Below are 24,619 nucleotides of genomic sequence, written 5' to 3'. Positions count from 1 at the left end.
GCGGTCAACGCCCGTAAAATCGTCCGGAATTCTATCGGCCCGGCCGTTTCGCCCTTTGACCCTCCCCCCGGGGTGCCATCGCGGCCGGTGCGCTTTCCATTCCTCTCGCCTCCAACCAGCCATGACCTCCCCTCTGCCCACTCCGCTCAGCTACAAGGACGCAGGCGTCGACATCGATGCCGGCGACGCGCTGGTCGACCGCATCAAGCCGCTCGCGAAGAAAACCATGCGCGAAGGCGTGCTGGCCGGCATCGGCGGTTTCGGCGCACTGTTCGAGGTGCCCAAGCGCTACAAGGAGCCGGTGCTGGTGAGCGGCACCGACGGCGTGGGCACCAAGCTCAAGCTGGCCTTCGAATGGAACATGCACGACACGGTCGGCATCGACCTGGTGGCCATGAGCGTCAACGACGTGCTGGTGCAGGGCGCCGAGCCGCTGTTCTTCCTCGACTACTTCGCCTGCGGCAAGCTCGACGTCGACACCGCCGCGGCGGTGGTGGGCGGCATCGCGCGCGGCTGCGAGCTCTCGGGCTGCGCGCTGATCGGCGGCGAAACCGCCGAAATGCCCGGCATGTACCCGGCCGGCGAGTACGACCTGGCGGGCTTCGCGGTCGGCGCGGTCGAGAAATCGAAGATCCTGACCGGCCAGGGCGTCAAGCCCGGCGACGTGGTGCTGGGCCTGGCCTCGGCCGGCGTGCATTCCAACGGTTTCAGCCTGGTGCGCAAGGTGATCGAGCGCGCCGGCGCAGACCTGCCCGCCACCCTCGACGGCAAGCCCTTCCGCGAGGCCGTGATGGAGCCCACCCACCTCTACGTGAAGCCGGTGCTCGAGGCGCTCGGCAAGCACCCGATCAAGGCGCTGGCCCACATCACCGGCGGCGGCCTGCTCGAGAACATCCCGCGCGTGCTGCCCGAAGGCACGGCCGCCCACCTGAAGAAGGGCAGCTGGCCGCAGACCGAGCTGTTCGCCTGGCTGCAGAAGGTGGCCGGCATCGACGACATCGAGATGAACCGCACCTTCAACAACGGCATCGGCATGGTGGTGGTGATCGACGCGGCCGAGGCCGCCGCCTGCGCCGCCACGCTGCGCGCCGCCGGCGAGACGGTGCACGAGATCGGCGTCATCGCCGAGCGCGGCGAGGGCGCGGCCGTGGTCGTCGCCTGAACGAACCGGGTTTCGACGCGCGAGCGCCCTCCCGGATGACCAAGCCCCTGCCCACTGCCCCCATCGCTCCCGTGCCGCCACGCAGCGCCCCGCGCAACGTGGTGATCGCCAGCTATCTGCTGATGCTCGCGGGCCTGATGCTCGTGATGTGGCAGCACCTGCTGCCGGGCCTGCTGTGCGCCTGCATCGGCTTCCTGGCCACGCGCTTCTTCGCGCGGCTGATCGGGCGCGGCCTGGCGCGCGTCGCGCCGCTGCGCGCACGCGGCGACGGCATCGCGCGCGTGGTGGCGGTCACGCTGGTGCTGCTGGCACCGATCGCGCTGATCACGCTGGGGCTCTCGCAGGCGCGGGAATACATCATCGACGCGCCCGACCAGTACCGCGAGCTGCTCGACTACACGGCACGCACGGTGCTCGAGCTGCGGCTGAAGCTGCCGCCCGAGATCGCGGTCTACCTGCCCGAGGGTGCGGCCGAGATCCAGCGCATGGTGGCGAACTACATGCGCGCCCAGGCCGGCATGCTGGCGCTCACCGGCCGGGCCTGGCTCGGGGCGCTGCTGTTCGCCTACGTGGGGCTGATCATCGGCGGGCTGGCCGCGGTGGCGCATGCGCGCGGACCGCGCCGGCCGCTGTCGGAGGAACTGCACCAGCGCATCACGATGTTCGGTCAGGCCTTCGGCCAGATCGTCGCGGCGCAGTTCTGGATCGCCGCCTTCAACACGCTGCTGACCGCCATCTTCCTGCTGGTGCTGATGCCGCTGTGGGGCCCGCACCTGCCCTACACGCCCGCGCTGATCACGCTGACCTTCGTGGCCGGGCTGGTGCCGATCGTGGGCAACCTGGTGTGCAACGCGGTGATCACGCTGGTGGCGCTGTCGGTGTCGCCGGTGACCGCGGCGGCCTGCCTGGCCTTCCTGATCCTGATCCACAAGGCCGAGTACGTGATCAACGCCAAAGTGGTGGGCAGCCGCACGCAGATGAGCGTGTGGGAGCTGCTGGCGGTGATGTTCGTGGCCGAGGCGGTGTTCGGCCCGGCCGGGCTGGTGGCCGCGCCGCTGTTCTACGCCTACCTCAAGAAAGAGCTGCAGGCCGGCGGCCTGGTCTGAGGCGGCGGCGCCCTGCGCGCCGGGCGATGTCCTGATCTGATCGATTCTGGTCCGCTCCCGAGCGGCCGGCTCGGCTCGATCGCTGAAGAATCGGGGGCATCATTCACTTTGCCCCATCGGAATCCGCCATGAAGACCTGTCTGATTGTGATCGACGCCCAGGAATCGTTCCGCCAGCGCCCGTACTGGAACGACGGCGTCGCGGCGCCCTACTTCGCGGCGCAGAACGCGCTGATCGCCGGCGCGGCCGAAGCCGGCCTGCCGATCGTGCGCATCTACCACGTCGACGGCCCGAGCACCGCCGCCAACCCCTTCGCGGTCGAATCGGGCTTCGTGCGCCCGATCGAGGGCGTGGCCGGCTTCGAGGCCGCCGCCACCTTCACCAAGCACCGCCACAGCGCGCTGGTCAACAGCGGGCTCGACATCTGGCTCACCCAGCAGGGCATCGGCCGGCTGATCGTGAGCGGCATCCGCACCGAGCAGTGCTGCGAGACCACCACGCGCCACGCCTCGGACCTGGGCTGGGAGGTCGACTACGTGACCGACGCCACGCTGACCTTCGACATGGTGCAGCCCGACGGCACGCCGCTCTCGGCCGCCGACATCAAGGCCCGCACCGCGACCGTGCTGGCGGGGCGCTTCGCGACCATCTGCAACGTGGCGCAGGCACTGGAACGCGCGGCATGAGTTCTTCACCGGGCGCCGCGCTGCGCGTGCTGATCCTGGCCTTCGACGGCATCGAGGCCCTGGACTTCGCGGGCCCGTTCGAGGTGTTCACCACCGCGAGCCGCGTCCACCGGCAGCTGCGGCCGGACGAACCGGCGCCCTTCGAGGTCGCGGCCGTGGCCGAGGGCGCGCCCGCGCGGCCGGTGCAGGCGCGCGCCGGGCTGCAGCTGCTGGCCGCGCACGACCTGGCCGACGCGCCGCAGGCCGACCTGCTGCTCGTGCCCGGCGGCGTGGTCGACGCGCCGCTCGCGAGCGCCGCCACGCTGCAGTGGATCGCGCGGCAGGCCGCGGGTGCGCGGCTGGTGGCCTCGGTCTGCACCGGCGTCTTCCTGCTCGCGGCCAGCGGCGTGATCACCGACCAGGCCGTCACCACGCACTGGGAGGACTTGGCCGATCTGCGCGAACGCTTCCCCGCGCTCGAGGTGCGCGAAGGCGTGCGCTGGGTCGACGGCGGCCGGATCCTGAGCTCGGCCGGCATCAGTGCTGGCATCGACATGAGCCTGCATCTGGTCGAGCGCCTGGCCGGCCGCGAACTGGCCGAGCGCACCGCGCGCCAGATGGACTACGCATGGACGCACAACCCACCCTGATCCGCGTCGTCTTCGTGCTGCTGCCCGGCAGCCTGGTGCTCGACTGGGCCGGGCCGGCCGAGGCGCTGCGCATCGCCAACCAGCGGCTGCGCGCCACCGGTGCGCCGCCGCGCTTCGCGATCGAGTTCGCGAGCCCGCGGCCCGACACGGTCGGCTCGGTCGGCATCGCGCTGACCGGGCTGGCGCCGCTGCCGGACCTGCCCGCCGCCGATGGTGCCGACAGCGCCGCCTGGGTGGTGCTGGTCGGCATGCCGGGCGACACGATCCCGATCGACACGCCCGAGACCCAGGACCTGCTGCACTGGCTGCGCGGCCTGCGGCTGGAGGCGGGCCGGCTCGAGCTGCTGACCATCTGCGCCGGCAGCCTGCTGGCCGCGCATGCCGGCGCGCTGGCCGGGCGGCGCGCCACCACGCACCACCATCACCTCGACGAGCTGCGCGCCGTGGAGCCGCGCTGCGAGGTGGTGGGCAACCGGGTGTTCGTGCTCGATCCGCCGGTCTACAGCAGCGCCGGCGTCACCACCGGCATCGACCTGCTGCTGCATCGCATCGCCGACACCTGCGGCGAGGCGCTGGCGGCGCAGGTCGCGCAGACCATGGTGGTGGCGCTGCGGCGCGGCCCGCACGACCCGGAGCTCTCGCCCTTCCTGGCCTACCGCAACCACCTGCATGCCGCGCTGCACCGCGTGCAGGACGCGGTCAGCGAACGGCCGCAGGCCGACTGGAACGTGCCGCGCATGGCCGAGGTGGCCCACACCTCGGCGCGCCACCTCACGCGGCTGTTCGTCGAGCATGCGGGCGTGGCGCCGCTGGCCTACCTGCGCCGGCTGCGGCTGGCGGCCGCGCAGCTGGCGCTGGCCTCGGGCGCCAGCGTGACGCGGGCGGCCGAGCTGTCGGGCTTCGGTTCCGACACCCAGTTGCGCCGCGCATGGCACCAGTTCGGGCTGCCGGGCTCGCCGTCGGACGCGGGCGGGCTGGCGCGCGGCTGAGTCAGCCGAGGCAGGCGCGTGCGCGCGCGGCCAGCAGCGCCTTCTCGCGGCCGTTGCGCGTCAGGCCGGCCGCGCGCTCGAACTCGCGCCGCGCCTCGTCGAGCCGACCCAGCTTGAACAGCAGGTCGCCGCGCACCGTCGGCAGCAGGTGGTAGCCCTGCAGCGCGGGTTCGGCCAGCAGCGCATCGGCCACCTCGAGCCCCGCGGCCGGGCCGAAGGCCATCGACAGCGCGACCGCGCGGTTGAGCTCGACGATCGGCGAAGGCGCGAGCTGGGCCAGCGCGTCGTAGAGCGCGGCGATGCGGCCCCAGTCGGTTTGCTCGGCCGTGCGCGCCCGCGCATGGCAGGCGGCGATGGCGGCCTGCAGCGCATAGGGGCCGAGCGCGCCCCCGAGCGCCTCGGCACGCGCCAGCGCGGCCAGGCCGCGGCGGATCAGCACGTGGTCCCAGCGCGCGCGGTTCTGCTCGAGCAGCAGCACCGGCTCGCCCGAGGGACCGACGCGCGCGGCGGTGCGCGAGGCCTGGATCTCCATCAGCGCGACCAGCCCGTGCACCTCCGACGCCGCGGGCATCAGCTCGGCCACGATGCGGCCAAGGCGCAGCGCCTCCTCGCACAGCGCGGGACGCATCCAGTCGTCGCCCGCGGTGGCCGCATAGCCCTCGTTGAAGATCAGGTAGAGCACCTCGAGCACCGAGGCCAGCCGCGGCTCGAACTCGGCGCGGCGCGGCACCTCGAAGGGCGCGCGCGCCTCGGCCAGGGTGCGCTTGGCGCGCACGATACGCTGCGCGACGGTGGGCTCGGTGACCAGGAAGGCACGCGCGATCTCGTCGGTGGCGAGGCCGCCGAGCAGGCGCAGCGTGAGCGCCACGCGCGCCTCGGTCGACAGCACCGGGTGGCAGGCGGTGAAGACCAGCCGCAGCAGGTCGTCGCCGATGTCGTCGTCGAGCGCGGTGTCGACCGCCTCGGCGAAATCGGCCTGCGCGATCTCGTGCCGCGCATCGAGCTCGCGGCCGATCTCGCCGGCCTTGTGCTCGGCCAGCTGCAGGTGGCGCAGGCGGTCGAGCGCGCGGCGCTTGGCCACGGCGGTGAGCCAGGCCGCGGGGTTGTCGGGCACGCCGAATTCACTCCACTGCTCGAGCGCCGAGACCAGCGCGTCCTGGGCCAGCTCCTCGGCCAGGCCCACGTCGCGCACCATGCGCGCGACGGTGGCGATGATCTTGGCCGACTCCATGCGCCACACCGCCTCGACGGTGCGGTGGATCGCGGCGATGCCCGGGTTCTGGCTCACCGGCTCAGTTGGCGGGCTTCTTGAGGGTCTGCATCGAGGGGAAGGCCTCGGCGGTCAGCGCCTGCACCTCGGCCGGATAGTCCTCGACCTCCTGGATCTGGCGCACCTCGATGACCTCGTTCTCACCGCCGGGGCAGCGCGTGGCCCATTCGATGGCGGCGGCGCGCGAGGGCACGTCGATGATCCAGAAGCCGCCGAGCACTTCCTTGGCCTCGGCGAAGGGGCCGTCGACCACCGTGGGCTTGCGGCCCGGGAAGCTCACGCGCGCGCCCATCGAGGGCGGGTGCAGGCCGTCGCAACTGATCAGGATGCCGGCCTCCTGCATCGATGCGTTGTAGGCCATCATGGCCGACACCGCGTCGACGTCGTCGGGGATGGTGCCGGGCGCGGCGTTCTCGTAGCCGTGGGGGATCATCAGCAGCATGAATCGCATGGCGGTTCTCCTGGCGGTTTGCGCGCGGCGCTCAGCGGCCGCCCTGGGTGCGGGTCTCGGTCTCGGCGCGCAGGCGGTCCTCCTGCGCGAGCAGCTCGGGCGTCATCGAATCGCCGAAGTCGGCGGCCTCGAAGACCTGGCGGATCTCGATCTCGCCCTCCTGGAACGGGCTGCGCTTGATCCACTCGATGGCCTCTTCCTTCGACTTGACCTGGAACAGCCAGAAGCCGGCCAGCAGCTCCTTGGTTTCAGCGAAGGGACCGTCGATGACGGTGCGCTTGGTCGGGCCCTCGCAGCGCACGCGCACGCCCTTCGAGCTGGGATGCAGACCCTCGCCGGCCAGCAGCACGCCGGCCTTCACCAGTTCCTCGTTGTACTTGCCCATCGCGGTGAGGATCTCGGTGCTGGGCATCACGCCGGCTTCGGAATCCGCATTGGCCTTGACCAGAATCATGAATCGCATGTCGTTGCTCCTAGAGGGGGTTGGAAGTGGAAATCGGGAACGGCGTCGAAGTCTCGAATCTGCCTGCTCCTGTTGACACGTCGAGCGACGGCCGGCCGGATCGACAGGAATCGGCCAGCCCAGTTGTAAAAAAGCGTTTCAATTTCGGCGAGCCGGCCGCTACGGGCGGCCGCAGAAGCGCAGCACATGCCCGTCGGGCTCGCGGATCGCGAACTCGCGCGTGCCCCAGGGCTGCGACACCGGCGCCTCGATGACCGTGACGCCGCGCTTCAGGTAGGCCGCATGCAGGCCGTCGATGTCGTGGCCGACCTGGATCACGAACTCGCCACGCCAGGGACGCGGCTCTCGCGCGCCGGTCTGCCACAGGCGCAGGTAGATCGGCTGGCCGGCGCCGGCCGGCAACTGCCTGACGCGGCCGTAGCTCGGCGGCTCGCCCGCGATGAAGTCGAGCTCGAAGCCCAGCACCTCGCAGAACCAGCGCGCGGCGCGGCCAACGTCGGCCACCGGCAGCACCGGCTCCATACCGTGGAAGCCGTGCACGGCGCCGAGGGCGGGCGCGCCGGTGGGGCCCGCCCGGGTGGCCATCAGCTGGCCGCGCGCCGCAGCGCGGCCACGCGCTCCGCGATGGCGTCGATGTCGAGCGCGTCCTCGGCGTGGGCCAGGTAGGCCTCGAGGTCGCGCACCGCGGCGGCCGTGCTGCCCTGCTCGGCATGGGCGATGCCGCGGTCGCGGTACTCGCCCCAGGCCTCGGGCAGCAGCGCGATGATGCGGTCGAGCACGGCGATCAGGCGCTGCCAGTCCTCCTGCGCGCGGTGCACTTCCTTGAGGTTGCGCAGCATGCGGCCGATGATCTCGCGCGAGCTCGCGGGCTGCAGGTACAGGCCCAGCGGCACGTCGAATTCGCCGACCAGGCCGTTGCCGCGCTTGTAGGGCTCGAGCCGCTCGCTGAGCTCCTCGCGCGAGAGCGACTTGCCGGTGAACGGGTCGATCACCACCTGCCCCTTGGGCAGCGTCACCTTGAGCATGAAGTGCCCCGGGAAACCGATGCCGCGCGCCTGCAGCCCCAGGCCCTGCGCCAGCTCCATCCACAGCACCGCGAGCGAGATCGGGATGCCGCGGCGCGTGCGCAGCACCGCGTTGAGGTAGCTGTTGTCGGGGTCGTAGTAGTCGTTGACGTTGCCGCCGAAGTTCAGGTCGTTGAAGAAGAACTGGTTCAGCGCGCGCAGCCGCGCGAGCGGCGCGGCGTCGGACGGCAGGCGGCGCTTGAGGCGGGCCAACAGCTGGTCGACGTCGCCGAGCACCTGCTGGACGTCGAGGTCGGGGTATTCGTCCTGCGCGATGCTGGCGGCGGCTTCGAGCAGCGGGAACTGGTCGTCGCTCTGCACGAGCGACTCGAAATACTCGAGTGCGGTGGGGACCTGGAAGCTGAACGTCGTCATGTGGCTTTGTAGAGGAGCGGGGCCGGCAGCGTCAAGGCGGGGGACATGCGGATTGCCAAGGCATCTGGCGGTGCCGATCGTCGGAGGCTCAGCGCCGCATGAAGCTGCGCAGCCGTACGCCGGCGGCGGCCAGCACCGCGAAATAGAGCAGCGCGGCGCCGGTCACCAGCATCGCGAGCAGGCCAATGCGCCAGAAGCGCTGCTCGCGCAGGCCGATCCAGTCGAAATGCCCCGAGGCCCAGGCCAGCAGCGCGGCCAGCACCAGCGAGCCCGCGAGCACCTGCAGCGCGAAGCGGCCCCAGCCGGGCTCGGGCTTGTAGCTGCCGCGGCGGATCAGGCCCGCCAGCAGCCAGCTCGCGTTGACCAGCGCGCCGATGCCGATGGTCAGGGTCAGCGCCGCGTGCTGCAGCACCGGCACCAGGAACAGGTTGAGCACCTGGGTCAGGATCAGCACGCCGACCGCGATCAGCATCGGCGTGCGCGTGTCGTGCTTGGCGTAGTAGCCGGGCGCGAGCACCTTGATGGCCACGATGCCGACCAGGCCGACGCCGTAGCCCATCAGCGCGACGGTGGTGCGGCGAACGTCCTCGCCACCGTAGGCGCCGTTGTGGAACAGCACCGCCACCAGCGGCTGCGAGAACAGCAGGAGCGCCACCGCGCACGGCGCCGCGAGCAGCAGCACCAGGCGCAGGCCCCAGTCGAGCAGCGACGAATAGCGCGCGTCGTCCTTGGCCGCGCGCGCGCTCGCCAGCTGCGGCATCAGCACCACACCCAGCGCCACGCCGAGCATGGCGGTCGGGAACTCCATCAGCCGGTCGGCATTGGTGACCCAGGTCACGCTGCCGGTGGCCAGGTGCGAGGCGATCTGCGTGTTGATCAGCAGCGAGATCTGCGCCACGCTCACGCCGAGCAGCGCGGGCAGCATGAGGCGCGCGATCTTGCGCGTGTCGGGGTCGGCCCAGGCGGTGCGCAGCGCCTTGAAGCTCGCGCCGATGCGCGGCAACAGCCCGAGCTTGCGCAGCGCGGGCAGTTGCAGCGCCAGCTGCAGCACGCCGCCCACCATCACGCCCACGCACTGGGCATAGATCGGCTCGATGCCCCAGCGCCTGAACAGCGGCGCGCCGAACAGGATCGACAGGATCAGCGCGATGTTCAGCAGCACCGGCGAGGCCGCCGGCACCGCGAACTTGCGCCAGGTGTTGAGGATGCCGCCCGCCAGCGCCACCAGCGACATGAAGCCGATGTAGGGGAACATCCAGCGCGTCATGACCACCGCGGCATCGAAGCCCGCGAGGCCGCTGGCCATGGCCCAGACCAGCCACGGCGCGCCGACCACGCCGGCCACGCACACCAGCACCAGCATCCAGGTCAGCAGCGTGGCGACATGGTCGACCAGTTCCTTGGCGCCGGCATCGCCGCGCTCGGTGCGCGTGGCCGCCAGCACCGGCACGAAGGCCTGGCTGAACGCGCCCTCGCCGAAAACCCGGCGAAACAGGTTCGGAATGCGGAAGGCGACGTTGAAGGCGTCGGTCAGTGCGCTGACGCCGAACACCGATGCGAACAGCACGTCGCGCACGAGGCCGGTGATGCGCGAGGCGAGGGTCAGCAGGGAGACGGTGGAGGCGGATTTGAGCAGCGACACGGGGGGAGTGTAGGCCCCGCAAAGCGCATGAAATGGCGGTTCTGGCCAGATTTCGCCGCCCGGCCTATAATGGAGGGCTTTGCTGCATCATCCTCAGACACTGAGAGAACACTACCATGGCATCTACCAAGCCCAAGAAGAAGAACCCGCCCCTGGCGTCGGGCCGCAAGCGCGTCCGCCAGGACACCAAGCTGAACGCAGCGAACACCTCGCTGCGCTCGAAGTACCGTACCGCCGTCAAGAACGTCGAAAAGGCTGTTCTGGCCGGCGACAAGACCAAGGCGACCGAGCTGTTCGCCAAGGCCCAGAGCATCGTCGACACGGTCGCCGACAAGGGCATCTTCCACAAGAACAAGGCTGCTCGCGACAAGAGCCGCCTGTCGGCCAAGGTCAAGGCCCTGGCCCTCGCGCCTGAAAAGGCCGCCGCCTGACACCTGTCAGGCAAGCCCGGACCGGTTCGCGCCGGTCCGCCGTTTGATCGGGGTGCGCTGCAGCAAAGTGAAAAACCGCCTTCGGGCGGTTTTTTCATGGGCGAACGGTTTGTCGAAAAACGAAAAGCGGTCGACTGCTCAGGGCTTCTTGACCGGCGTAGGCGGGGTCCGCTGGAGCCCGTCCTTGTGCTGGTGGTCCGGATCGGGCACCAGGCAGGCCTCGGCCACCTGCAAGTCGTTGTCGCGCGCGAAGTTCACGCAGAAGTCCCAGGCCATGGGTTCGGCCTCGCGCAGCGCGCTGTTCACCACCACGCACTTCACACCGTTGATGGTGGTCGGCACGCACCACGGCGAATAGCTCAGGTGGCTGCCCGGATAGGCCCCGCCGGGCCGGAAGGAGCACATCACGCCGGCCAGCCGCTCGGCCCAGTCGCTCGGGCGAAAGGTGCGGCCGTCGTGCGTGATGCCTTGGATGAAGATCTCGGTGGCGGTGGGGGAAATCATCGTTTGGGAAGAGGCGACCGCACGCCGTAGCGAGCTGTTGCGGTGCAACAAGGATTCTATCCGCGCCCTCCCGCCTTCCACCCGCCGCAGGGCATTGCTGTGATGCGGAATCCTCAACGCCAGCGTCAAACTCGCCGCCTAGAATCCGCCTTCCCTTACTGGAGAACCGAATGAGCGCTACCGTCGAGCCCACCTCGCCCCACGTCATGAACACCTACGGCCGCCTTCCGATCGCGCTGTCGCACGGTCAGGGTTGCCGAGTCTGGGACACGAACGGCCGCGCCTACCTCGACGGCCTCGGCGGCATCGCCGTCAACACGCTGGGCCACAACCATCCCGAGCTGGTGCCCGCGCTGCAGGACCAGGTCAGCAAGCTGATCCACAGCTCCAACTACTACCACGTGACCGGCCAGGAGAAGCTCGCCACCAAGCTGACCGAGATCTCGGGCCTGACCAACGCCTTCTTCTGCTGCACCGGCCTCGAAGCCAACGAAGCCGCCCTGAAGCTGGCGCGCAAATTCGGTCACGACAAGGGCATCGAGCGCCCCGAGATCGTGGTCTATGAAGCCGCCTTCCACGGCCGCAGCATCGCCACCCTGTCGGCCACCGGCAATCCCAAGGTGCAGAAGGGCTTCGGCCCGCTGGTCGAGGGCTTCATCCGCGTGCCGCTCAACGACATCGAGGCCCTGAAGAAGGCCACCGAGGGCAACCCCAACGTGGTCGCCGTGTTCTTCGAGACCATCCAGGGCGAGGGCGGCATCCACCCGATGCGCATCGAGTACCTGAAGCAGGTGCGCGCCCTGTGCGACGAGCGCGACTGGCTGATGATGATCGACGAGGTGCAGTGCGGCATGGGCCGCACTGGCAAGTGGTTCGCCCACCAGTGGGCCGGGATCAAGCCCGACGTCATGCCGCTGGCCAAGGGCCTGGGCTCGGGCGTGCCGATCGGCGCCGTGGTGGCCGGCCCCAAGGCCGCCAACATCTTCGGCCCCGGCAACCACGGCACCACCTTCGGCGGCAACCCGCTCGCCATGCGCGCCGGCATCGAGACCATCCGCATCATGGAAGAGCAGAAGCTGCTCGAGAACGCCGCCAACGTCGGCGCCCACCTGAAGGCCGCGCTCGAGCGCGAACTCGGCGGCCTGCCCGGCGTGAAGGAAGTGCGCGGCCAGGGCCTGATGCTGGGCATCGAGCTCGACCGTCCCTGCGGCGCAATCCTCAACCGCGCCTGCGACGCCGGCCTGCTGCTGAGCGTGACCGCCGACAGCGTGATCCGCCTGGTGCCGCCGCTGATCCTGAGCATCGCCGAGGCGGACGAGATCGTCGCCATCCTCGCGCCGATCGTGAAGACCTTCCTCTCGGAGCCCGCCCCCAAATGACGAGTGCCAGCGCGACGCCAGCCATCCGCCACTACCTGCAGTTCTCGGACTTCACGGGCGACGAGTACGCCTACCTGTTCGACCGCATGGCGGTCATCAAGAAGAAGTTCAAGACCTACGAGAAGCACCAGCCGCTGACCGACCGCACGCTGGCCATGATCTTCGAGAAGGCCAGCACGCGCACCCGCGTGAGCTTCGAGGCCGGCATGTACCAGCTCGGCGGCAGCGTGGTGCACCTGACCACGGGCGACAGCCAGCTCGGCCGCGCCGAGCCGATCGAGGACAGCGCCAAGGTCATCAGCCGCATGGTCGACCTGGTGATGATCCGCACCTACGAGCAGACCAAGATCGATGCCTTCGCCGCGCATTCGCGCGTGCCGGTCATCAACGGCCTGACCAACGAGTTCCACCCCTGCCAGATCCTCGCGGACATCTTCACCTACATCGAGCACCGCGGCTCGATCCAGGGCAAGACGGTGGCCTGGGTGGGCGACGGCAACAACATGGCCAACACCTGGCTGCAGGCCGCCGAGATCCTCGGCTTCACCGTGCACGTGAGCACGCCCAGCGGCTACGAAGTCGACCAGTCGATCGCCGGCATCCGCTCGGGCGACAGCTACAAGGTCTACAAGGACCCGATGGAAGCCTGCCGCGGCGCCGACCTGGTGACCACCGACGTCTGGACCAGCATGGGCTACGAGGCCGAGAACGAGGCGCGCCGCAAGGCCTTCGCCGACTGGTGCGTGGACGAGGAGATGATGCGCGTGGCCCAGCCCGACGCGCTGTTCATGCACTGCCTGCCCGCGCACCGCGGCGAGGAAGTGCAGGCCGAGGTCATCGACGGCCCGCAGTCGGTGGTCTGGGACGAGGCCGAGAACCGCCTGCATGCGCAGAAGGCGCTGATGGAGTTCCTGCTGCTCGGCAGGCTCTGAGCCCCCTCTTCTTCCGCTTCAGCAGCACCGGCCCGCCATGAACGCCTGCCAGCAATGCGGCGCCTGCTGCGCCAGCTACCGCGTCGACTTCAGCGTGCACGAGCTCGACGACAACGGCGGCCGGGTGCCCTCGGGCCTGGCCGTCGAGGTCAACGACGCGCTGTGCCGCATGCGCGGCACCGACCACACGCCCGCGCGCTGCGCGGCCCTCACCGGCAAGATCGGCCAGTCGGTGGCTTGCGGCATCTACGAGTGGCGGCCCAATCCCTGCCACGAGCTGCAGGCCGGCAGCGACGCCTGCCAGCGCGCGCGGCTGCGGCACGGGCTCGGCGCGCTGCCCGACACCCTGCACTAGGGACTCAGGCCGCCGGCACCGGCAGGCCGCCCACGCGGCCCTTGAATTCCTGCAGCGAGAAATAGGTCTGCACGTGGCGCACGCCCGGCAGGCGGTGCAGCTTGCGCTGCAGCAGCTCCGAATAGGCGTCGAGGTCCTTCGCCACCACCACCAGGATGAAGTCCTCGGGCCCCGAGATGCCGTGGAACATCACCACCTCGGGAATGGCGCAGACCGCGTCCTCGAAGGCGCGCGACGAGATCTCGGTCTGGTGGTCGATGCCCACCATCACGAAGGCCATCACGCCAAAGCCCAGCGCGCGCCGGTTCAGGCCCGCGTGATAGCCGCCGATCACGCCATCGTCCTCGAGCTTCTTCACGCGCCGCCAGCACGGCGACTGCGACAGGTGCGCCATCTGCGCGAGCTCGCCCGAGGTCAGGCGGGCGTTGTCCTGCAGCGCGCGCAGCAGCTGGAGGTCGGTGCGATCGAGGTCGGCTTGCATGATTTTTTCCAGAATCGGTCGTTTGAGAATGGATTATCCAATTTCATTCGAACCTATGGATAACTTCTCGACTTCAAGCAGTTCTTGCGAATAGCATCCGGCTGCGCGCAACGGCTTGTGGCAAGCCGGCATCCGGCCCACACTGGCTGCCTCGGCCCACCGGCATTGTTGCCACCCGAACCCCACCCTTCGTGACACCGCTTCGTGACACCGATTTCGCCACCATGACCGCACCACGCCGACTCTGGGACATCTCCGCCCCCGTGCACGCGGGCAGCCCGGTGTTTCCGGGCGACACGCCCTATACGCAACAGTGGTGCGCCACCATCGGGCCCGGCTGCCCGGTCAACGTGAGCGCGATCACGATGTCGCCGCACGTGGGCTCGCACGCCGACGCCCCGCTGCACTACGACCCCGAGGGCGCCACCATCGGCGACGTCTCGCTCGACGCCTTCATCGGCCCCTGCCGCGTGATCCACGCCATCGGCCGCGGCCCGCTGGTCGAATGGGCGCACATCGCCCACGCGGTCACGAGCCAGTTGCCGCCGCGGGTGCTGGTGCGCACCTATGCCGCCATGCCGGTCGATCGCTGGGACGGCCAGCTCGCCGCCTATGCGCCGTCCACGGTCGAGCGCCTCGCGGCCATGGGCGTGAAGCTCATCGGCATCGACACCGCGAGCATCGACCCGGCCGACAGCAAGACGCTCGACAGCCACCAGGCGATCCGCCGCCGCGGCCTGCGCGTGCTCGAGAACCTCGTGCTCGACGAGGTGCCCGAGGGCGACTACGAACTCATCGCGCTGCCGCTCAGGCTGGTGAGCGCCGATGCCTCCCCCGTTCGCGCCGTGCTGCGCGAACTCTGATCCACAAGACCCCATGACGACCACCCTCGAAGACTGCCGCGCGCTCGACGCGCAAGACCCGCTGCGCGCCCTGCGCGACCAGTTCACGCTGCCCGAAGGCGTGATCTACCTCGACGGCAACTCGCTCGGCGTGTTGCCCAAGGCCGCGCCCGCGCGCATCGCCGAAGTGGTGGCCAAGGAATGGGGCGAAGGCCTGATCCGCTCGTGGAACACCGCGAGCTGGTTCGACCTGCCGCAGCGCCTGGGCGACAAGGTCGCGCGCCTGGTCGGCGCCGCGCCCGGCGAGGTGGTGTGCACCGACAGCACCTCGGTCAACCTCTACAAGGTGCTGTTCGCCGCGCTCTCGCAGCAGAAGGACAGCGGCCGCAAGCTGGTGGTGAGCGAGCGCAGCAACTTCCCGACCGACCTCTACATCGCCGAGTCGCTGTGCCGCGAGCGCGGCTTCACGCTCAAGCTGATCGAGGCCGACGAACTGCCCGGCGCGCTGACCGACGAGGTCGCGGTGCTGATGCTCACGCACGTCAACTACCGAACCGGCGCCATGCACGACATGAAGGCCATCACCGCCGCCGCGCACGAAGCCGGCGCGCTCGCGGTCTGGGACCTGGCCCACAGCGCGGGCGCGGTGCCGGTGGCGCTTAACGAGGCCGAGGCCGACTACGCCATCGGCTGCGGCTACAAGTACCTCAACGGCGGCCCCGGCGCGCCGGCCTTCGCCTGGGTGCACACGCGCCATGCCGGTCGCTTCGAGCAGCCGCTGTCGGGCTGGTGGGGCCATGCGGCGCCGTTCGAGTTCACGCCGCACTACCGGCCCGCGCCGGGCGTGGCGCGCTACCTCTGCGGCACGCAGCCGATCGTCTCGCTGTCGGCGCTCGAATGCGGCCTCGACACCGTGCTCGCGGCCGAGCCCTTCGACGGCGAGCGCGGCGGCATGGGCGCGCTGCGCGCCAAGTCGCTCGCGCTCACCGACCTGTTCATCGCGCTGGTCGAGGAGCGCTGCGCGGGCCACGGCCTGTCGCTGGTCACGCCGCGCGAGCATGCGCGCCGCGGCTCGCAGGTGTGCCTCAGCCGCGACGAAGGTGCCTATGCGATCGTGCAGGCGCTGATCGCGCGCAACGTGATCGGCGACTTCCGCGCCGGCGACGCGCAGATGCCCGACATCCTGCGCTTCGGCTTCACGCCGCTGTACCTCGGCTTCGAGGACGTCTGGAATTCCGTCGAGCAGCTGGTGCAGGTGCTCGAGACCGGCGAGTGGCGGCGCCCCGAATTCAACCGCAAGAACGCAGTGACATGAGCACCGAGAAGCGCCCCGAAGAGATCGTCCACGAAGAGAAGGCGCAGCTGGATTTCAGCGCGTCGATGAGCTACGGCGACTACCTGCACCTCGACGAGATCCTCAACGCCCAGCATCCGCTCTCGCCCGCGCACGACGAGATGCTGTTCATCGTGCAGCACCAGACCAGCGAGCTCTGGATGAAGCTGATGCTGCACGAGCTGCGCGCCGCCACCGCCTGCATCGCGAGCGAGCAGTTGCCCGATGCCTTCAAGATGCTGGCGCGCGTGAGCCGCATCATGGAACAGCTGGTCGGTGCCTGGACCGTGCTGTCGACCATGACGCCGCCCGAATACACCGCGATGCGCCCCTACCTCGCGAGCTCGAGCGGCTTCCAGAGCGCGCAGTACCGCTGCATCGAGTTCGCGCTCGGCAACAAGAACCCCGCCATGCTCAAGCCGCATGCGCACCGCCCCGACCTGCTGGCCCAGGTCGAAGCCGCCTGGCGCTCGCCCTCGCTCTACGACGAGTCGCTGCGCCTGCTCGCACGCCACGGCCTGGACGTGCCCGCCGACCGCCTCGAGCGCGACTGGACCCAGCCCTACGAGGCCAGCGACGGCGTCGAGGCCGCCTGGCTGCAGGTCTACCGCGAGCCGCACCGGCACTGGGACCTCTACCAGCTCGGCGAGAAGCTCACCGACATCGAGGATGCCTTCCGCCTCTGGCGCTTCCGCCACGTCACCACCGTCGAACGCGTGATCGGCTTCAAGCGCGGCACCGGCGGCACGGGCGGCGTGAGCTACCTGCGCAAGATGCTCGACGTGGTGCTGTTCCCCGAGATCTGGCGCCTGCGCACCGACCTCTGAGTGCCCGCGCGGCCGCACCCGGCCGCGCAAGATTCGCCTCCTACAATCCGCGCGGCACCGGCGCTTCAAGACACGACGAGGCCCTGCGATCCGTCGCCTTGCCTCGTGCTGCGGGGTACCCCCGCGGTGGATGGATGGTTGCCCATTCCGGCGCGCAAGCGGAACTGCGCTCACGCGCAGGACAGCTGGCGCTTCACCGGCTGGTTGAAGCGCCGTGGCCACCCTCTTCAACGGCTTCGCGGCCCTCATCCATGACGCGTGAACCGAGCTGAACCGAGTTACAGGGAGTGGATCGCACGCAGCCTCGCACGCGCGCTGCTCGCCGACGCAACACGGCCCGGCGGCACCGCGCCGGGCGCCCTGCGCGCGCGGGCCGCGGCCACGCTGGGCAGCGATGCGCCCTGGCTCGCGCCGCTCGTCGAAGCGCTGGCCCGACGCTCGCCGGCCACATGGCGGCGCACCGACCTGCCCGCGCTGGCGCAAGCGATCCACGACCTGCCCGAATTCAACGCGGCCTTCGAGCAGGACGAGCCGCCGCGCGTGCGGCGCATCATCCTGCGGCCCGCGCAGATGTTCCCGCGCCCGCTAGCGCTCGACCACCTCGCGCTGCCCGCGCTGCCGACGCAGGCCGAGCTCGCGCGCTGGCTGGACCTCGATCCGCAGCGCCTCGAATGGCTGGCGTCGCCCGCGCAGGCCTTTCGCGCGCCGCAAGGCACGAGCCCCGGTCCCGCCCGCCACTACCGCTACCAGCTGCAGCCCAAGCGCCTCGGCGGCCTGCGGCTGCTCGAGATCCCGCTGCCCGAGCTGAAGCGCGCGCAGCGCCGCATCCTCGACGCGCTGCTCGCGCGCGTGCCCGTGCACGAGGCGGCACATGGCTTCGTGCCGGGCCGCTCGGTCGCGAGCCATGCCGCCGCGCATGCCGGCAAGGCGGTGGTGATCGGCTTCGACCTGCGCGACTTCTTCGCCGGCGTGCGCGCCTCGCGCGTGCATGCCACCTGGCGCACGCTGGGCTAACCCGACGGCGTGGCGCGCACGCTCACCGCGCTGTGCACGCACCGCACCGACGCCGCCGTCATCGAGCGCCTGCGCGACGACGGCGGGCTCGATGTCATGGGCGGCAAACGGCTGGCCGAGGCGCACCTGCCGCAGGGCTCGCCCTGCTCGCCCGCGCTGGCCAATCTCTGCGCCTTCCGGCTCGACCTGCGGCTCGAGGGCCTGGCCTGGGTCTTCGGCGCCACCTACACGCGCTATGCCGACGACCTGGTGTTCTCGGGCGACGAGTCGCTGCACCTGCGCTTCGATGCGCTGCGGGCCTGGGTCGGCGGCATCGCGGCCGACGAGGGCTTCGAGCTCCATCCGCGCAAGCTGCGCTGCATGCCGCGGCACCGCCAGCAGCGCGTGACCGGCGTGGTCGTCAACGACCGTCCCAACGCGCCGCGCGCCGACTTCGACCGCCTGCGCGCGCTGCTGCATCAATGCACGCTGCACGGCCCCGCGAGCCAGAACGGCGCCGGGCTCGCCGATTTCCGCGGCCACCTGCTGGGCCGCATCGCCTGGTTCGGCCAGTTCAGCCCGACACGCCAGGCCCGGCTGCGGCGCCTGTTCGATCGCATCGAGTGGCCGGCCGGCGCCGCGCCCGCCTGAACCGAGGGTGGCACCCATTGCCCCCGCGGCCCAGCGCGCTACATTTTGGGAACAACGGAGGCGCCATGAACGACATCCAGTTTTCGGCCGATGAACTCGACACCCTGCGCGAACACGGCGTGGCGCTGTTCGCGGACCGGGTGATCTTCGATGCGCAGCCGCCGATGCCGGCGCACCGCATCTCGGCGATCCAGGCGATGTGCGCGGGCCCGCTGCCCGAACCGCTGCTCGCGCTGTGGCGGCTCACGGCGGGCGGGCGCCTCGACTACGACCTCGCGCTCGAGATGAACGGCAACATCGAGAACATCAGCTGGTCGGAGCTGTTCTGGGACGGCAGCGACGGCTACCGCGACCTGCAGGGCTGGATCGAGCACGAGCAGGAACTGGCCGAGGAAGGCGCCCAGACCCACGGCCTGCGCTGGCGCGGCAAGCTCACGCACCTGCCCTTCGGCGGCTTCGAATACTGCGACCGCATCTACACGGTGGTCGAGCCCGGCGCCGAGCACGGGCAGGTCGTGGCCTGGAAGCAGGGCCTGCCGCCGGCCTGGACCCATGCGCTGCACGAGGACGGCCTGAGCGTGGTCGCGAACGACCTGTTCGGCGCCTTCGCCGCGCTGCACCTCGACGAGGATCCGCTCGCACCCACGGGCGACTGCTACTCGGGCCACGCGCTGCTGGCCTACATCGACGATCGCCACCAGACGCACGGGCTGGACATCGACCTGATGGACAAGCTGGTTACCTTCTACTGCCGCGCCGTGGTCGACTGGCGCACGCCGCTGGCCGACGGCAGCCTGCGCCGCCAGCCCGCGGTGGCGCGCACCGCGCTGCGCCATGCGATCGCGGTCGACGACGCGGCGCTGGTGGTCGATCTCGCGGCTGCGGGCGTGCGCTTCGAAGGGCCGCTGCAGGGCAGCGCGCTGGCCACCGACATGGCGGTGAGCCGCAGCGCCTATGCGGCCGCGGCCGCGCTGGTGCGCGCGGGCGCGCCGGTCTCGGCCGAGGTGCTGGCGAACATCGATGGGCAGATCTCGCCCGAACTCACGACCGCGCTGCTGGCCAATGGCGCGGAGCCGAACATGACGGCCGTGGTCGCCTGCGTGGCCTGCGGCGCGCCCGCGAGCGCGCGGCTGATCGCCGAGGCCTGCGCGCGCGCGGGCATCGACGTGCCGGCCGCCTTCATCGTCGACCGCGACGCGCTGCTGGCCGAACTCGAGGGCACGCTGATCCAGGTGCGCAGCGGCTCGATGGGGCACTACCTCGGGCCCGAGGGGCTGGCCGAGCGCATCGAACACCTGCAGTCGTTCAGGCTCTAGCCGCCGCAGATCTAGCCGCCGTACAGCCAGGGCTGGTCGAGCAGCCGCTCGCCGAGCGCGCGCATCGCGAGGTCGCGGCCCAGCCGCACCGGCCCGCTGGCATGGAAGATCTGCCCGTTGCGCCGCGCCTTCGCCTGCACCTGCGCATTGCGCTGCCAGCGCGCGGCCGCGTAGCGCGCGAAGGCCGCGGGCACGGCATCGCTGCCGCCATCGCCCAAGGCCTCCGACAGCGCCACCGCATCCTCGATCGCCATGCCCGCGCCCTGCGCGAGGTACGGCACCATCGGATGCGCGGCATCGCCCACCAGCGCCAGCCGCTCGTGCGCCATCTCGGCGGCCGAGGCCAGCGGCGGGCGATCGCTCAGGGTCCAGGCGCGCCAGCCGGGCATGGCCTCGAGCAGTGCCTGCAGCGAGGCGCCCGTGCGGCCCGTGGCGGCCTGCAGCGCCGCGAGGCCGCTGGCCTGGTCCCAGTCATGCGCATTGCCGGCCGGCGCCGACTCCGCGATGACCACCACGTTGAGCCATTCGCCGGCACGCACCGGATAGGCCACCGCATGCAGTTGCGGCCCGAGCCACACATCGACGCCGCTGCGGCGCAGCGCGGGCGGCAGCGCGTCCTGCCGCGCGAGCGCGCGCCACGCGGTGTGGCCGGTGATGCGCGGCGGCCGGTCGGCCGTGGCCGCGTCGAGGCGCCGCCGCACCACGCTCCAGAGGCCGTCGGCACCGACCACCGCCTCGCCCTCCCAGGCGCGCGCGTCGCTGCTCGACACGCACACGAGCTCGTCGCTGAGCTCCACGCGTTCGATCTGCGCGGCGGTCACGAGCGCGCCGGTGCCGCGCGCGCGCACGGCCTCGAGCAGCAGCCCGTGCAGGTCGGCGCGATGGATGCAGAGGTAGGGGGCGCCGTAGCGTTCACGCATGGCGGCACCGAGCGCGAGCCGGCCGATCTCGGCACCGCTGCCGGCGCTGCGCACCACCAGCGCTTCGGGCTGCGCGGCGACCCCGGCGAGGGAGTTTTCGAGGCCGAGCCGTGCGAGCCGCCGCGTGACGTTGGGGCCGAGCTGCACGCCGGCGCCGATGTCGCCGAAGGCGGCGGCCTGCTCGAACACGTCGACGCGATGGCCACCACCGGCCAGCGCCAATGCGGTGGCCAGCCCCCCGATGCCGCCGCCGGCGACGAGGATGTGCGCGGGCATCGGCCTCAGCGCGCGGAGGACGAAGAGGCGGAGGAGGAAGCCGGGGTCGCCGGGTTCTGGGGGGATTTGGGACCGCAGCTGTTGCAGCTGTCGCACGAGCCGCAGCCCGAGGTCTTGGCGAGCGAGGCCGCCAGTTGCTCGGCGCGCTCGGCATCGACGAGGCCGGCGCGCTGCGTGCCGGTGGCGACCTTGCGCGCGGCGCTGCGCCGCCAGCCCGCGGGCATCCAGCGCCAGACCGCGTAGAACGCGGCGCTCGCGACGATCAATCCGACGATCAGTTCTTGTGCCATGGAAGCTAGCCTTTCAGGGACGGTTTTACCCCGCCCCGAGAGCCACCGCAACGTGGTAGGTGATGAAGCACGCGATGTAGGCCAGCGCGAACAGGTAGCCCGCCATGATCCACACGTACTTCCACTGGCCGGTCTCGCGCTTGACCGTGGCCAGGGTCGAGATGCATTGCGGCGCGAACACGTACCAGACCAGCAGCGACAGCGCGGTCGCCAGCGACCAGCTGCCGGCGATCAGCGGCTCGAGCGCGCCGGCCACGTCGTCGCCGGTGGCCGAGAGCGCGTAGACCGTGCCCAGCGCGCCCACCGCGACTTCGCGCGCGGCCATGCCCGGCACCAGCGCGATCGAGATCTGCCAGTTGAAGCCGATGGGCGCGAAGATGTGCTCGAGGCCGCGGCCAATCATGCCGGCCAGGCTGTACTGGATCGCCGGTCCGGTCGCGCCCTCGGGCGGCGACGGGAAGGTCGAGAGGAACCACAGCAGGATGGTCAGCGTGAGGATGATCGTGCCCACGCGCTGGATGAAGATCCATGCGCGCTCGTACAGGCCCAGCAGCAGGTTGCGCGGATTGGGCCAGCGGTAGGCCGGCAGTTCCATCATCAGCGAGGAGCGCTGCGTGTTGTCGCGGAAGCGCTTCATGACCCAGGCCACCAGCATCGCCGAGACGATGCCGAAGACGTAGAGCGCGAACAGCACCACGCCCTGCAGGTTGAACACGCCGGCCACGGTGCGCGCCGGAATGAAGGCCGCGATCAGCAGCGCATAGACCGGCAGCCGCGCCGAACAGGTCATCAGCGGCGCGATCATGATGGTGGTGATGCGGTCGCGCCAGTTGCTGATGGTGCGCGTGGCCATCACGCCCGGGATGGCGCAGGCGAAGCTCGACAGCAGCGGGATGAACGAGCGGCCCGACAGTCCCACGGTGCCCATCACGCGGTCGAGCAGGAAGGCCGCGCGCGGCAGGTAGCCGGAATCCTCGAGCGCCAGGATGAACAGGAACAGGATCAGGATCTGCGGCAGGAAGACGATCACGCCGCCCACGCCCGCGATCACGCCGTCGACCAGCAGGCTCTGCAGCATGCCCTCGGGCATGTGGGCCTTGAGCAGCTCGCCCAGGCCCTCGGTGGCGGCCTTGATGGCGTCCATCGGCACGTTGGCCCAGCTGAACACGGCCTGGAACATCAGGAACATGGTGACCGCGAGCACCAGCATGCCCCAGACCGGGTGCATCACGATGCGGTCGATGCGGTCGCTGGTGACCAGGCTGCTCGCGGGCTCCTTCACCGCCAGGCCGAGGATGCGGCGCACCTCGCGCTGGGTCGCGAGCACGTCGTCGAGGCCGGGCGCATGCCAGGGCTGCGGCGTGGCCGCGGCCACCGGGGTGTCGAGCACGGCCAGCAGCTCCTTGGCGCCGCCGGACTGCACGCCGACGGTCTCGATCACCGGCAGGCCGAGTTCGCGCGACAGCACGGCCGTGTCGACCGCGATGCCTTGCTTGCGCGCCATGTCGGTCATGTTGAGCGCGACCACCATCGGCAGGCCGAGCTTCTTGGCGTCGAGCACCAGGCGCAGGTTCAGGCGCAGGTTGGTGGCGTCGGTCACGCAGACCAGCAGGTCGGGCAGCGCTTCCTGGCTCTGGCCGGTGACGACGTCGCGCGTGACGGCCTCGTCGGCCGACAGCGCGTTGAGGCTGTAGGCACCGGGCAGGTCGAGCACGAACACGCGGCGGCCCGCGGGCGTGCGCAAGCTGCCTTCCTTGCGCTCGACGGTCACGCCCGCGTAGTTGGCGACCTTCTGGCGGCTGCCGGTCAGCAGGTTGAACAGCGCGGTCTTGCCGCAGTTGGGATTGCCCAGCAGCGCGATGCGGTTGGGCTGGCCGGTGGCGGCGAAACCGCCCGGGCCCTGGATCACGGCTTCAACCATGGCGCGCACCTCCGGCCACCTCGGCGCCCGGCGCCACGTGGATCAGCGCGGCCTCGTGGCGGCGCAGCGCGAAGGTGGTGTGGCCCAGCCGCACCGCGATCGGCTCGCGGCCCGGCATGCCGCTGGCGACGATGCGCACCGACTCGCCCGGCACGAAGCCGATCTCGGTCAGGCGCAGCACCAGCTCACGGTCCTCCGCGCCCTCGGGGCGGGCGACGTCGAGCACGGTGGCCCACTGGTGGTCGGGAAGCTGGTCGAGACGCAGGCCCGCGGCGGCCGCCGCAGTGGCCGCCTGGGCGGCGATGTTGTTGGTTTGCACGGTGGGAGTGCGCTCGGAACCCCGGGAGCGCCAGTTAGCAAAACCAGGATGCTATCAATTCTCAATCGCGTAAACCTGACCAAGACCCCACAAATCCGACGATCGCGCCCCGCGCCGGTGCGTTTCGACCCCGGCAGGACCGGGGATCGAGGGTCAGTTCAGGCCGAGCATGCCGCGCAGCTTCGACAGGTCCTCGGCCAGCGTGTTGACCCGGCCGGCCAGCAGCTTGCGGTCGCGCTCGCTGAGCTTCGAATAGGTCTCGAAGCCGCCGTCGGGCGTGCGGTACTTGGCGAGCGTGTCGAACACCACCTTGAAGTTGGCGTCGGTCTTGTCCGAGAAGGCCTTGTTCTCCTTCACCACCAGCGGACGCAGCAGCTCGACGATCTTGAAGGCGCCCTCGAAGTTCGACTGGAAGTCCCACAGGTCGGTGTGGCTGTAGCGGTTCTCCTCGCCCGAGATCTTGGTGGCCGCGACCTCCTCCATCAGCACGGCGGCGCCGCCCACCACCTTCTCGGGCGGGAAGGTCAGCGCGCCCAGGCGCTTCTGCAGCTCGAGCACGTCGGCCAGCAGCTTGTCGGCCACGGGGTTCAGTTCCTTGGTGCTCTTCTGCACCCACAGGCCGTACTCGATGCGGTGGAAGCCGCCGAAGGCCGGGTCCTTCTCGGCCTTCTCGTGGTCGTCGGCGCGCGAGTCGATGGACTTGTCGAGGTCGTTGAACAGTTCGGCCACCGGCTCGATGCGCTCGTAGCTCGTGCGCGTCGGCGCGTACAGCTTCTTCGCCTTCTCGATGTCGCCGGCCTTCACCGCGGCGGTGAAGGCACGGGTGTCCGCGGCCAGCTTGCGCACGTTCTCGGCGACGTAGATCTTGTAGTCGGAGATCGGGCCGACCAGCTCGAGCGGCGACACGGCGGCCTGCGCGCCGGCGGCGTAGAGGCCGGCGATGCCTGCGAGGAAGGTGGCGAGGAAGCGACGGCGGAACTGCACGGTCATGGATCTCCTTGGTTCTGAGGGT

28 protein-coding genes are annotated in these 24,619 nt (G+C 70.5%); 15 read left to right on the top strand and 13 right to left on the bottom strand.

Translation table 11 applies throughout. From position 1 onward, the window contains the following. Nucleotides 1–121: 121 nt before the first annotated feature. The 5 genes from purM to AC07RM_RS29545 all read left to right on the top strand — a co-directional run bounded on the left by purM (nucleotide 122) and on the right by AC07RM_RS29545 (nucleotide 4,572). Nucleotides 122–1,162 carry a phosphoribosylformylglycinamidine cyclo-ligase gene (gene purM / locus AC07RM_RS29565; protein WP_495336783.1) on the top strand — a complete coding sequence of 347 codons (1,041 nt, stop codon included), beginning with the start codon at nucleotides 122–124 and terminating at the stop codon, nucleotides 1,160–1,162. 35 nt (nucleotides 1,163–1,197) lie between these two features. Continuing rightward, nucleotides 1,198–2,268: an AI-2E family transporter gene (locus AC07RM_RS29560; RefSeq protein WP_203204922.1), complete on the top strand. Its 1,071-nt coding sequence runs from the start codon at nucleotides 1,198–1,200 to the stop codon at nucleotides 2,266–2,268. 128 nt (nucleotides 2,269–2,396) lie between these two features. Next, the gene (locus tag AC07RM_RS29555) at nucleotides 2,397–2,954 is read left to right on the top strand and encodes an isochorismatase family protein (RefSeq protein WP_495336782.1); all 558 of its coding nucleotides are present in this window, start codon (nucleotides 2,397–2,399) and stop codon (nucleotides 2,952–2,954) included. Beyond that, on the top strand, nucleotides 2,951–3,583 hold the full coding sequence (locus AC07RM_RS29550; RefSeq protein ID WP_495336781.1) for a DJ-1/PfpI family protein: 633 nt from the start codon (nucleotides 2,951–2,953) through the stop codon (nucleotides 3,581–3,583). The genes AC07RM_RS29555 and AC07RM_RS29550 overlap by 4 nt, the downstream gene beginning before the upstream one ends. Further along, the gene (locus tag AC07RM_RS29545) at nucleotides 3,562–4,572 is read left to right on the top strand and encodes a GlxA family transcriptional regulator (RefSeq protein ID WP_495317190.1); all 1,011 of its coding nucleotides are present in this window, start codon (nucleotides 3,562–3,564) and stop codon (nucleotides 4,570–4,572) included. Before AC07RM_RS29550 ends, AC07RM_RS29545 begins: the two co-directional genes overlap by 22 nt. 1 nt (nucleotide 4,573) lies before the next feature. On the opposite strand, the gene AC07RM_RS29540 is transcribed toward AC07RM_RS29545, so the two are convergent. The 6 genes from AC07RM_RS29540 to murJ all read right to left on the bottom strand — a co-directional run bounded on the left by AC07RM_RS29540 (nucleotide 4,574) and on the right by murJ (nucleotide 9,837). Further along, entirely contained in the window at nucleotides 4,574–5,803 is a 1,230-nt protein-coding gene (locus tag AC07RM_RS29540; RefSeq protein ID WP_495336814.1) for an RNA polymerase sigma factor, read from the bottom strand. 61 nt (nucleotides 5,804–5,864) lie between these two features. Continuing rightward, nucleotides 5,865–6,293, bottom strand: a complete 429-nt coding sequence (locus AC07RM_RS29535) for a YciI family protein (RefSeq protein WP_057590661.1) — start codon at nucleotides 6,291–6,293, stop codon at nucleotides 5,865–5,867. 31 nt (nucleotides 6,294–6,324) lie between these two features. Then, nucleotides 6,325–6,756, bottom strand: a complete 432-nt coding sequence (locus AC07RM_RS29530; protein ID WP_495336780.1) for a YciI family protein — start codon at nucleotides 6,754–6,756, stop codon at nucleotides 6,325–6,327. Nucleotides 6,757–6,915: 159 nt separating this feature from the next. After that, on the bottom strand, nucleotides 6,916–7,341 hold the full coding sequence (locus AC07RM_RS29525; protein ID WP_057590663.1) for a bleomycin resistance protein: 426 nt from the start codon (nucleotides 7,339–7,341) through the stop codon (nucleotides 6,916–6,918). Beyond that, a complete protein-coding gene (locus tag AC07RM_RS29520; protein WP_057590664.1) occupies nucleotides 7,341–8,195 on the bottom strand; it encodes a SirB1 family protein in 855 nt (284 codons plus the stop codon). The genes AC07RM_RS29525 and AC07RM_RS29520 overlap by 1 nt, the downstream gene beginning before the upstream one ends. A gap of 88 nt (nucleotides 8,196–8,283) precedes the next feature. Then, entirely contained in the window at nucleotides 8,284–9,837 is a 1,554-nt protein-coding gene (murJ, locus tag AC07RM_RS29515) for a murein biosynthesis integral membrane protein MurJ (RefSeq protein ID WP_495336779.1), read from the bottom strand. Between the two features lie 116 nt (nucleotides 9,838–9,953). On the opposite strand from murJ, the gene rpsT reads away from it, so the two are divergent. Next, nucleotides 9,954–10,268, top strand: coding sequence for a 30S ribosomal protein S20 (rpsT, locus tag AC07RM_RS29510; protein ID WP_495336778.1), 315 nt, complete (start codon nucleotides 9,954–9,956; stop codon nucleotides 10,266–10,268). Nucleotides 10,269–10,406: 138 nt separating this feature from the next. Here rpsT and AC07RM_RS29505 read toward each other — a convergent pair whose 3' ends face one another. Then, complete coding sequence (locus tag AC07RM_RS29505; protein ID WP_057590667.1) at nucleotides 10,407–10,772, bottom strand: DUF3579 domain-containing protein; 366 nt, start codon at nucleotides 10,770–10,772, stop codon at nucleotides 10,407–10,409. Between the two features lie 170 nt (nucleotides 10,773–10,942). Between AC07RM_RS29505 and AC07RM_RS29500 the strand changes: the two genes are divergently transcribed. The 3 genes from AC07RM_RS29500 to AC07RM_RS29490 are packed head-to-tail and all read left to right on the top strand — an operon-like array spanning nucleotide 10,943 to nucleotide 13,438. Then, nucleotides 10,943–12,151, top strand: a complete 1,209-nt coding sequence (locus tag AC07RM_RS29500) for an aspartate aminotransferase family protein (RefSeq protein WP_495317198.1) — start codon at nucleotides 10,943–10,945, stop codon at nucleotides 12,149–12,151. Then, complete coding sequence (gene argF / locus AC07RM_RS29495) at nucleotides 12,148–13,083, top strand: ornithine carbamoyltransferase (RefSeq protein WP_495336777.1); 936 nt, start codon at nucleotides 12,148–12,150, stop codon at nucleotides 13,081–13,083. The genes AC07RM_RS29500 and argF overlap by 4 nt, the downstream gene beginning before the upstream one ends. Nucleotides 13,084–13,120: 37 nt before the next feature. Continuing rightward, a complete protein-coding gene (locus AC07RM_RS29490) occupies nucleotides 13,121–13,438 on the top strand; it encodes a YkgJ family cysteine cluster protein (protein WP_203204912.1) in 318 nt (105 codons plus the stop codon). A 4-nt stretch (nucleotides 13,439–13,442) separates the two neighbouring features. Here the strand turns inward: AC07RM_RS29490 and AC07RM_RS29485 are convergent, their stop codons facing one another. Continuing rightward, complete coding sequence (locus tag AC07RM_RS29485) at nucleotides 13,443–13,919, bottom strand: Lrp/AsnC family transcriptional regulator (protein ID WP_093348845.1); 477 nt, start codon at nucleotides 13,917–13,919, stop codon at nucleotides 13,443–13,445. Between the two features lie 224 nt (nucleotides 13,920–14,143). Here AC07RM_RS29485 and kynB point away from each other — a divergent pair, with 224 nt between their 5' ends. The 6 genes from kynB (at nucleotide 14,144) to AC07RM_RS29455 (ending at nucleotide 19,881) form a co-directional block, all read left to right on the top strand. Then, nucleotides 14,144–14,782, top strand: a complete 639-nt coding sequence (gene kynB / locus AC07RM_RS29480; RefSeq protein ID WP_093348842.1) for an arylformamidase — start codon at nucleotides 14,144–14,146, stop codon at nucleotides 14,780–14,782. 13 nt (nucleotides 14,783–14,795) lie between these two features. Beyond that, nucleotides 14,796–16,076, top strand: a complete 1,281-nt coding sequence (gene kynU / locus AC07RM_RS29475) for a kynureninase (RefSeq protein ID WP_495336776.1) — start codon at nucleotides 14,796–14,798, stop codon at nucleotides 16,074–16,076. Then, on the top strand, nucleotides 16,073–16,921 hold the full coding sequence (gene kynA / locus AC07RM_RS29470; RefSeq protein WP_093348837.1) for a tryptophan 2,3-dioxygenase: 849 nt from the start codon (nucleotides 16,073–16,075) through the stop codon (nucleotides 16,919–16,921). Before kynU ends, kynA begins: the two co-directional genes overlap by 4 nt. Before the next feature lie 258 nt (nucleotides 16,922–17,179). Further along, the gene (locus tag AC07RM_RS29465) at nucleotides 17,180–17,935 is read left to right on the top strand and encodes an RNA-dependent RNA polymerase family protein (protein WP_495336775.1); all 756 of its coding nucleotides are present in this window, start codon (nucleotides 17,180–17,182) and stop codon (nucleotides 17,933–17,935) included. 9 nt (nucleotides 17,936–17,944) lie between these two features. Beyond that, nucleotides 17,945–18,565: a reverse transcriptase domain-containing protein gene (locus tag AC07RM_RS29460; protein WP_495336774.1), complete on the top strand. Its 621-nt coding sequence runs from the start codon at nucleotides 17,945–17,947 to the stop codon at nucleotides 18,563–18,565. Nucleotides 18,566–18,630: 65 nt separating this feature from the next. Next, on the top strand, nucleotides 18,631–19,881 hold the full coding sequence (locus tag AC07RM_RS29455; RefSeq protein ID WP_093348832.1) for an SMI1/KNR4 family protein: 1,251 nt from the start codon (nucleotides 18,631–18,633) through the stop codon (nucleotides 19,879–19,881). 11 nt (nucleotides 19,882–19,892) lie between these two features. Here the strand turns inward: AC07RM_RS29455 and AC07RM_RS29450 are convergent, their stop codons facing one another. The 5 genes from AC07RM_RS29450 to efeO all read right to left on the bottom strand — a co-directional run bounded on the left by AC07RM_RS29450 (nucleotide 19,893) and on the right by efeO (nucleotide 24,597). Beyond that, complete coding sequence (locus tag AC07RM_RS29450; RefSeq protein ID WP_495336773.1) at nucleotides 19,893–21,077, bottom strand: FAD-dependent monooxygenase; 1,185 nt, start codon at nucleotides 21,075–21,077, stop codon at nucleotides 19,893–19,895. A 5-nt stretch (nucleotides 21,078–21,082) separates the two neighbouring features. Further along, nucleotides 21,083–21,367 carry a DUF6587 family protein gene (locus AC07RM_RS29445; protein ID WP_296780230.1) on the bottom strand — a complete coding sequence of 95 codons (285 nt, stop codon included), beginning with the start codon at nucleotides 21,365–21,367 and terminating at the stop codon, nucleotides 21,083–21,085. Between the two features lie 25 nt (nucleotides 21,368–21,392). Further along, nucleotides 21,393–23,288, bottom strand: a complete 1,896-nt coding sequence (feoB, locus tag AC07RM_RS29440) for a ferrous iron transporter B (protein ID WP_093349278.1) — start codon at nucleotides 23,286–23,288, stop codon at nucleotides 21,393–21,395. Beyond that, nucleotides 23,281–23,607, bottom strand: a complete 327-nt coding sequence (locus AC07RM_RS29435; RefSeq protein WP_203204905.1) for a FeoA family protein — start codon at nucleotides 23,605–23,607, stop codon at nucleotides 23,281–23,283. Before AC07RM_RS29435 ends, feoB begins: the two co-directional genes overlap by 8 nt. Before the next feature lie 153 nt (nucleotides 23,608–23,760). After that, nucleotides 23,761–24,597 carry an iron uptake system protein EfeO gene (gene efeO, locus AC07RM_RS29430; RefSeq protein ID WP_093348822.1) on the bottom strand — a complete coding sequence of 279 codons (837 nt, stop codon included), beginning with the start codon at nucleotides 24,595–24,597 and terminating at the stop codon, nucleotides 23,761–23,763. Nucleotides 24,598–24,619 lie beyond the last annotated feature (22 nt).

The sequence above is a fragment of the Variovorax sp. GW821-FHT09B05 genome (assembly GCF_059418265.1).
This window is presented reverse-complemented; position numbering and strand designations above follow the sequence as displayed.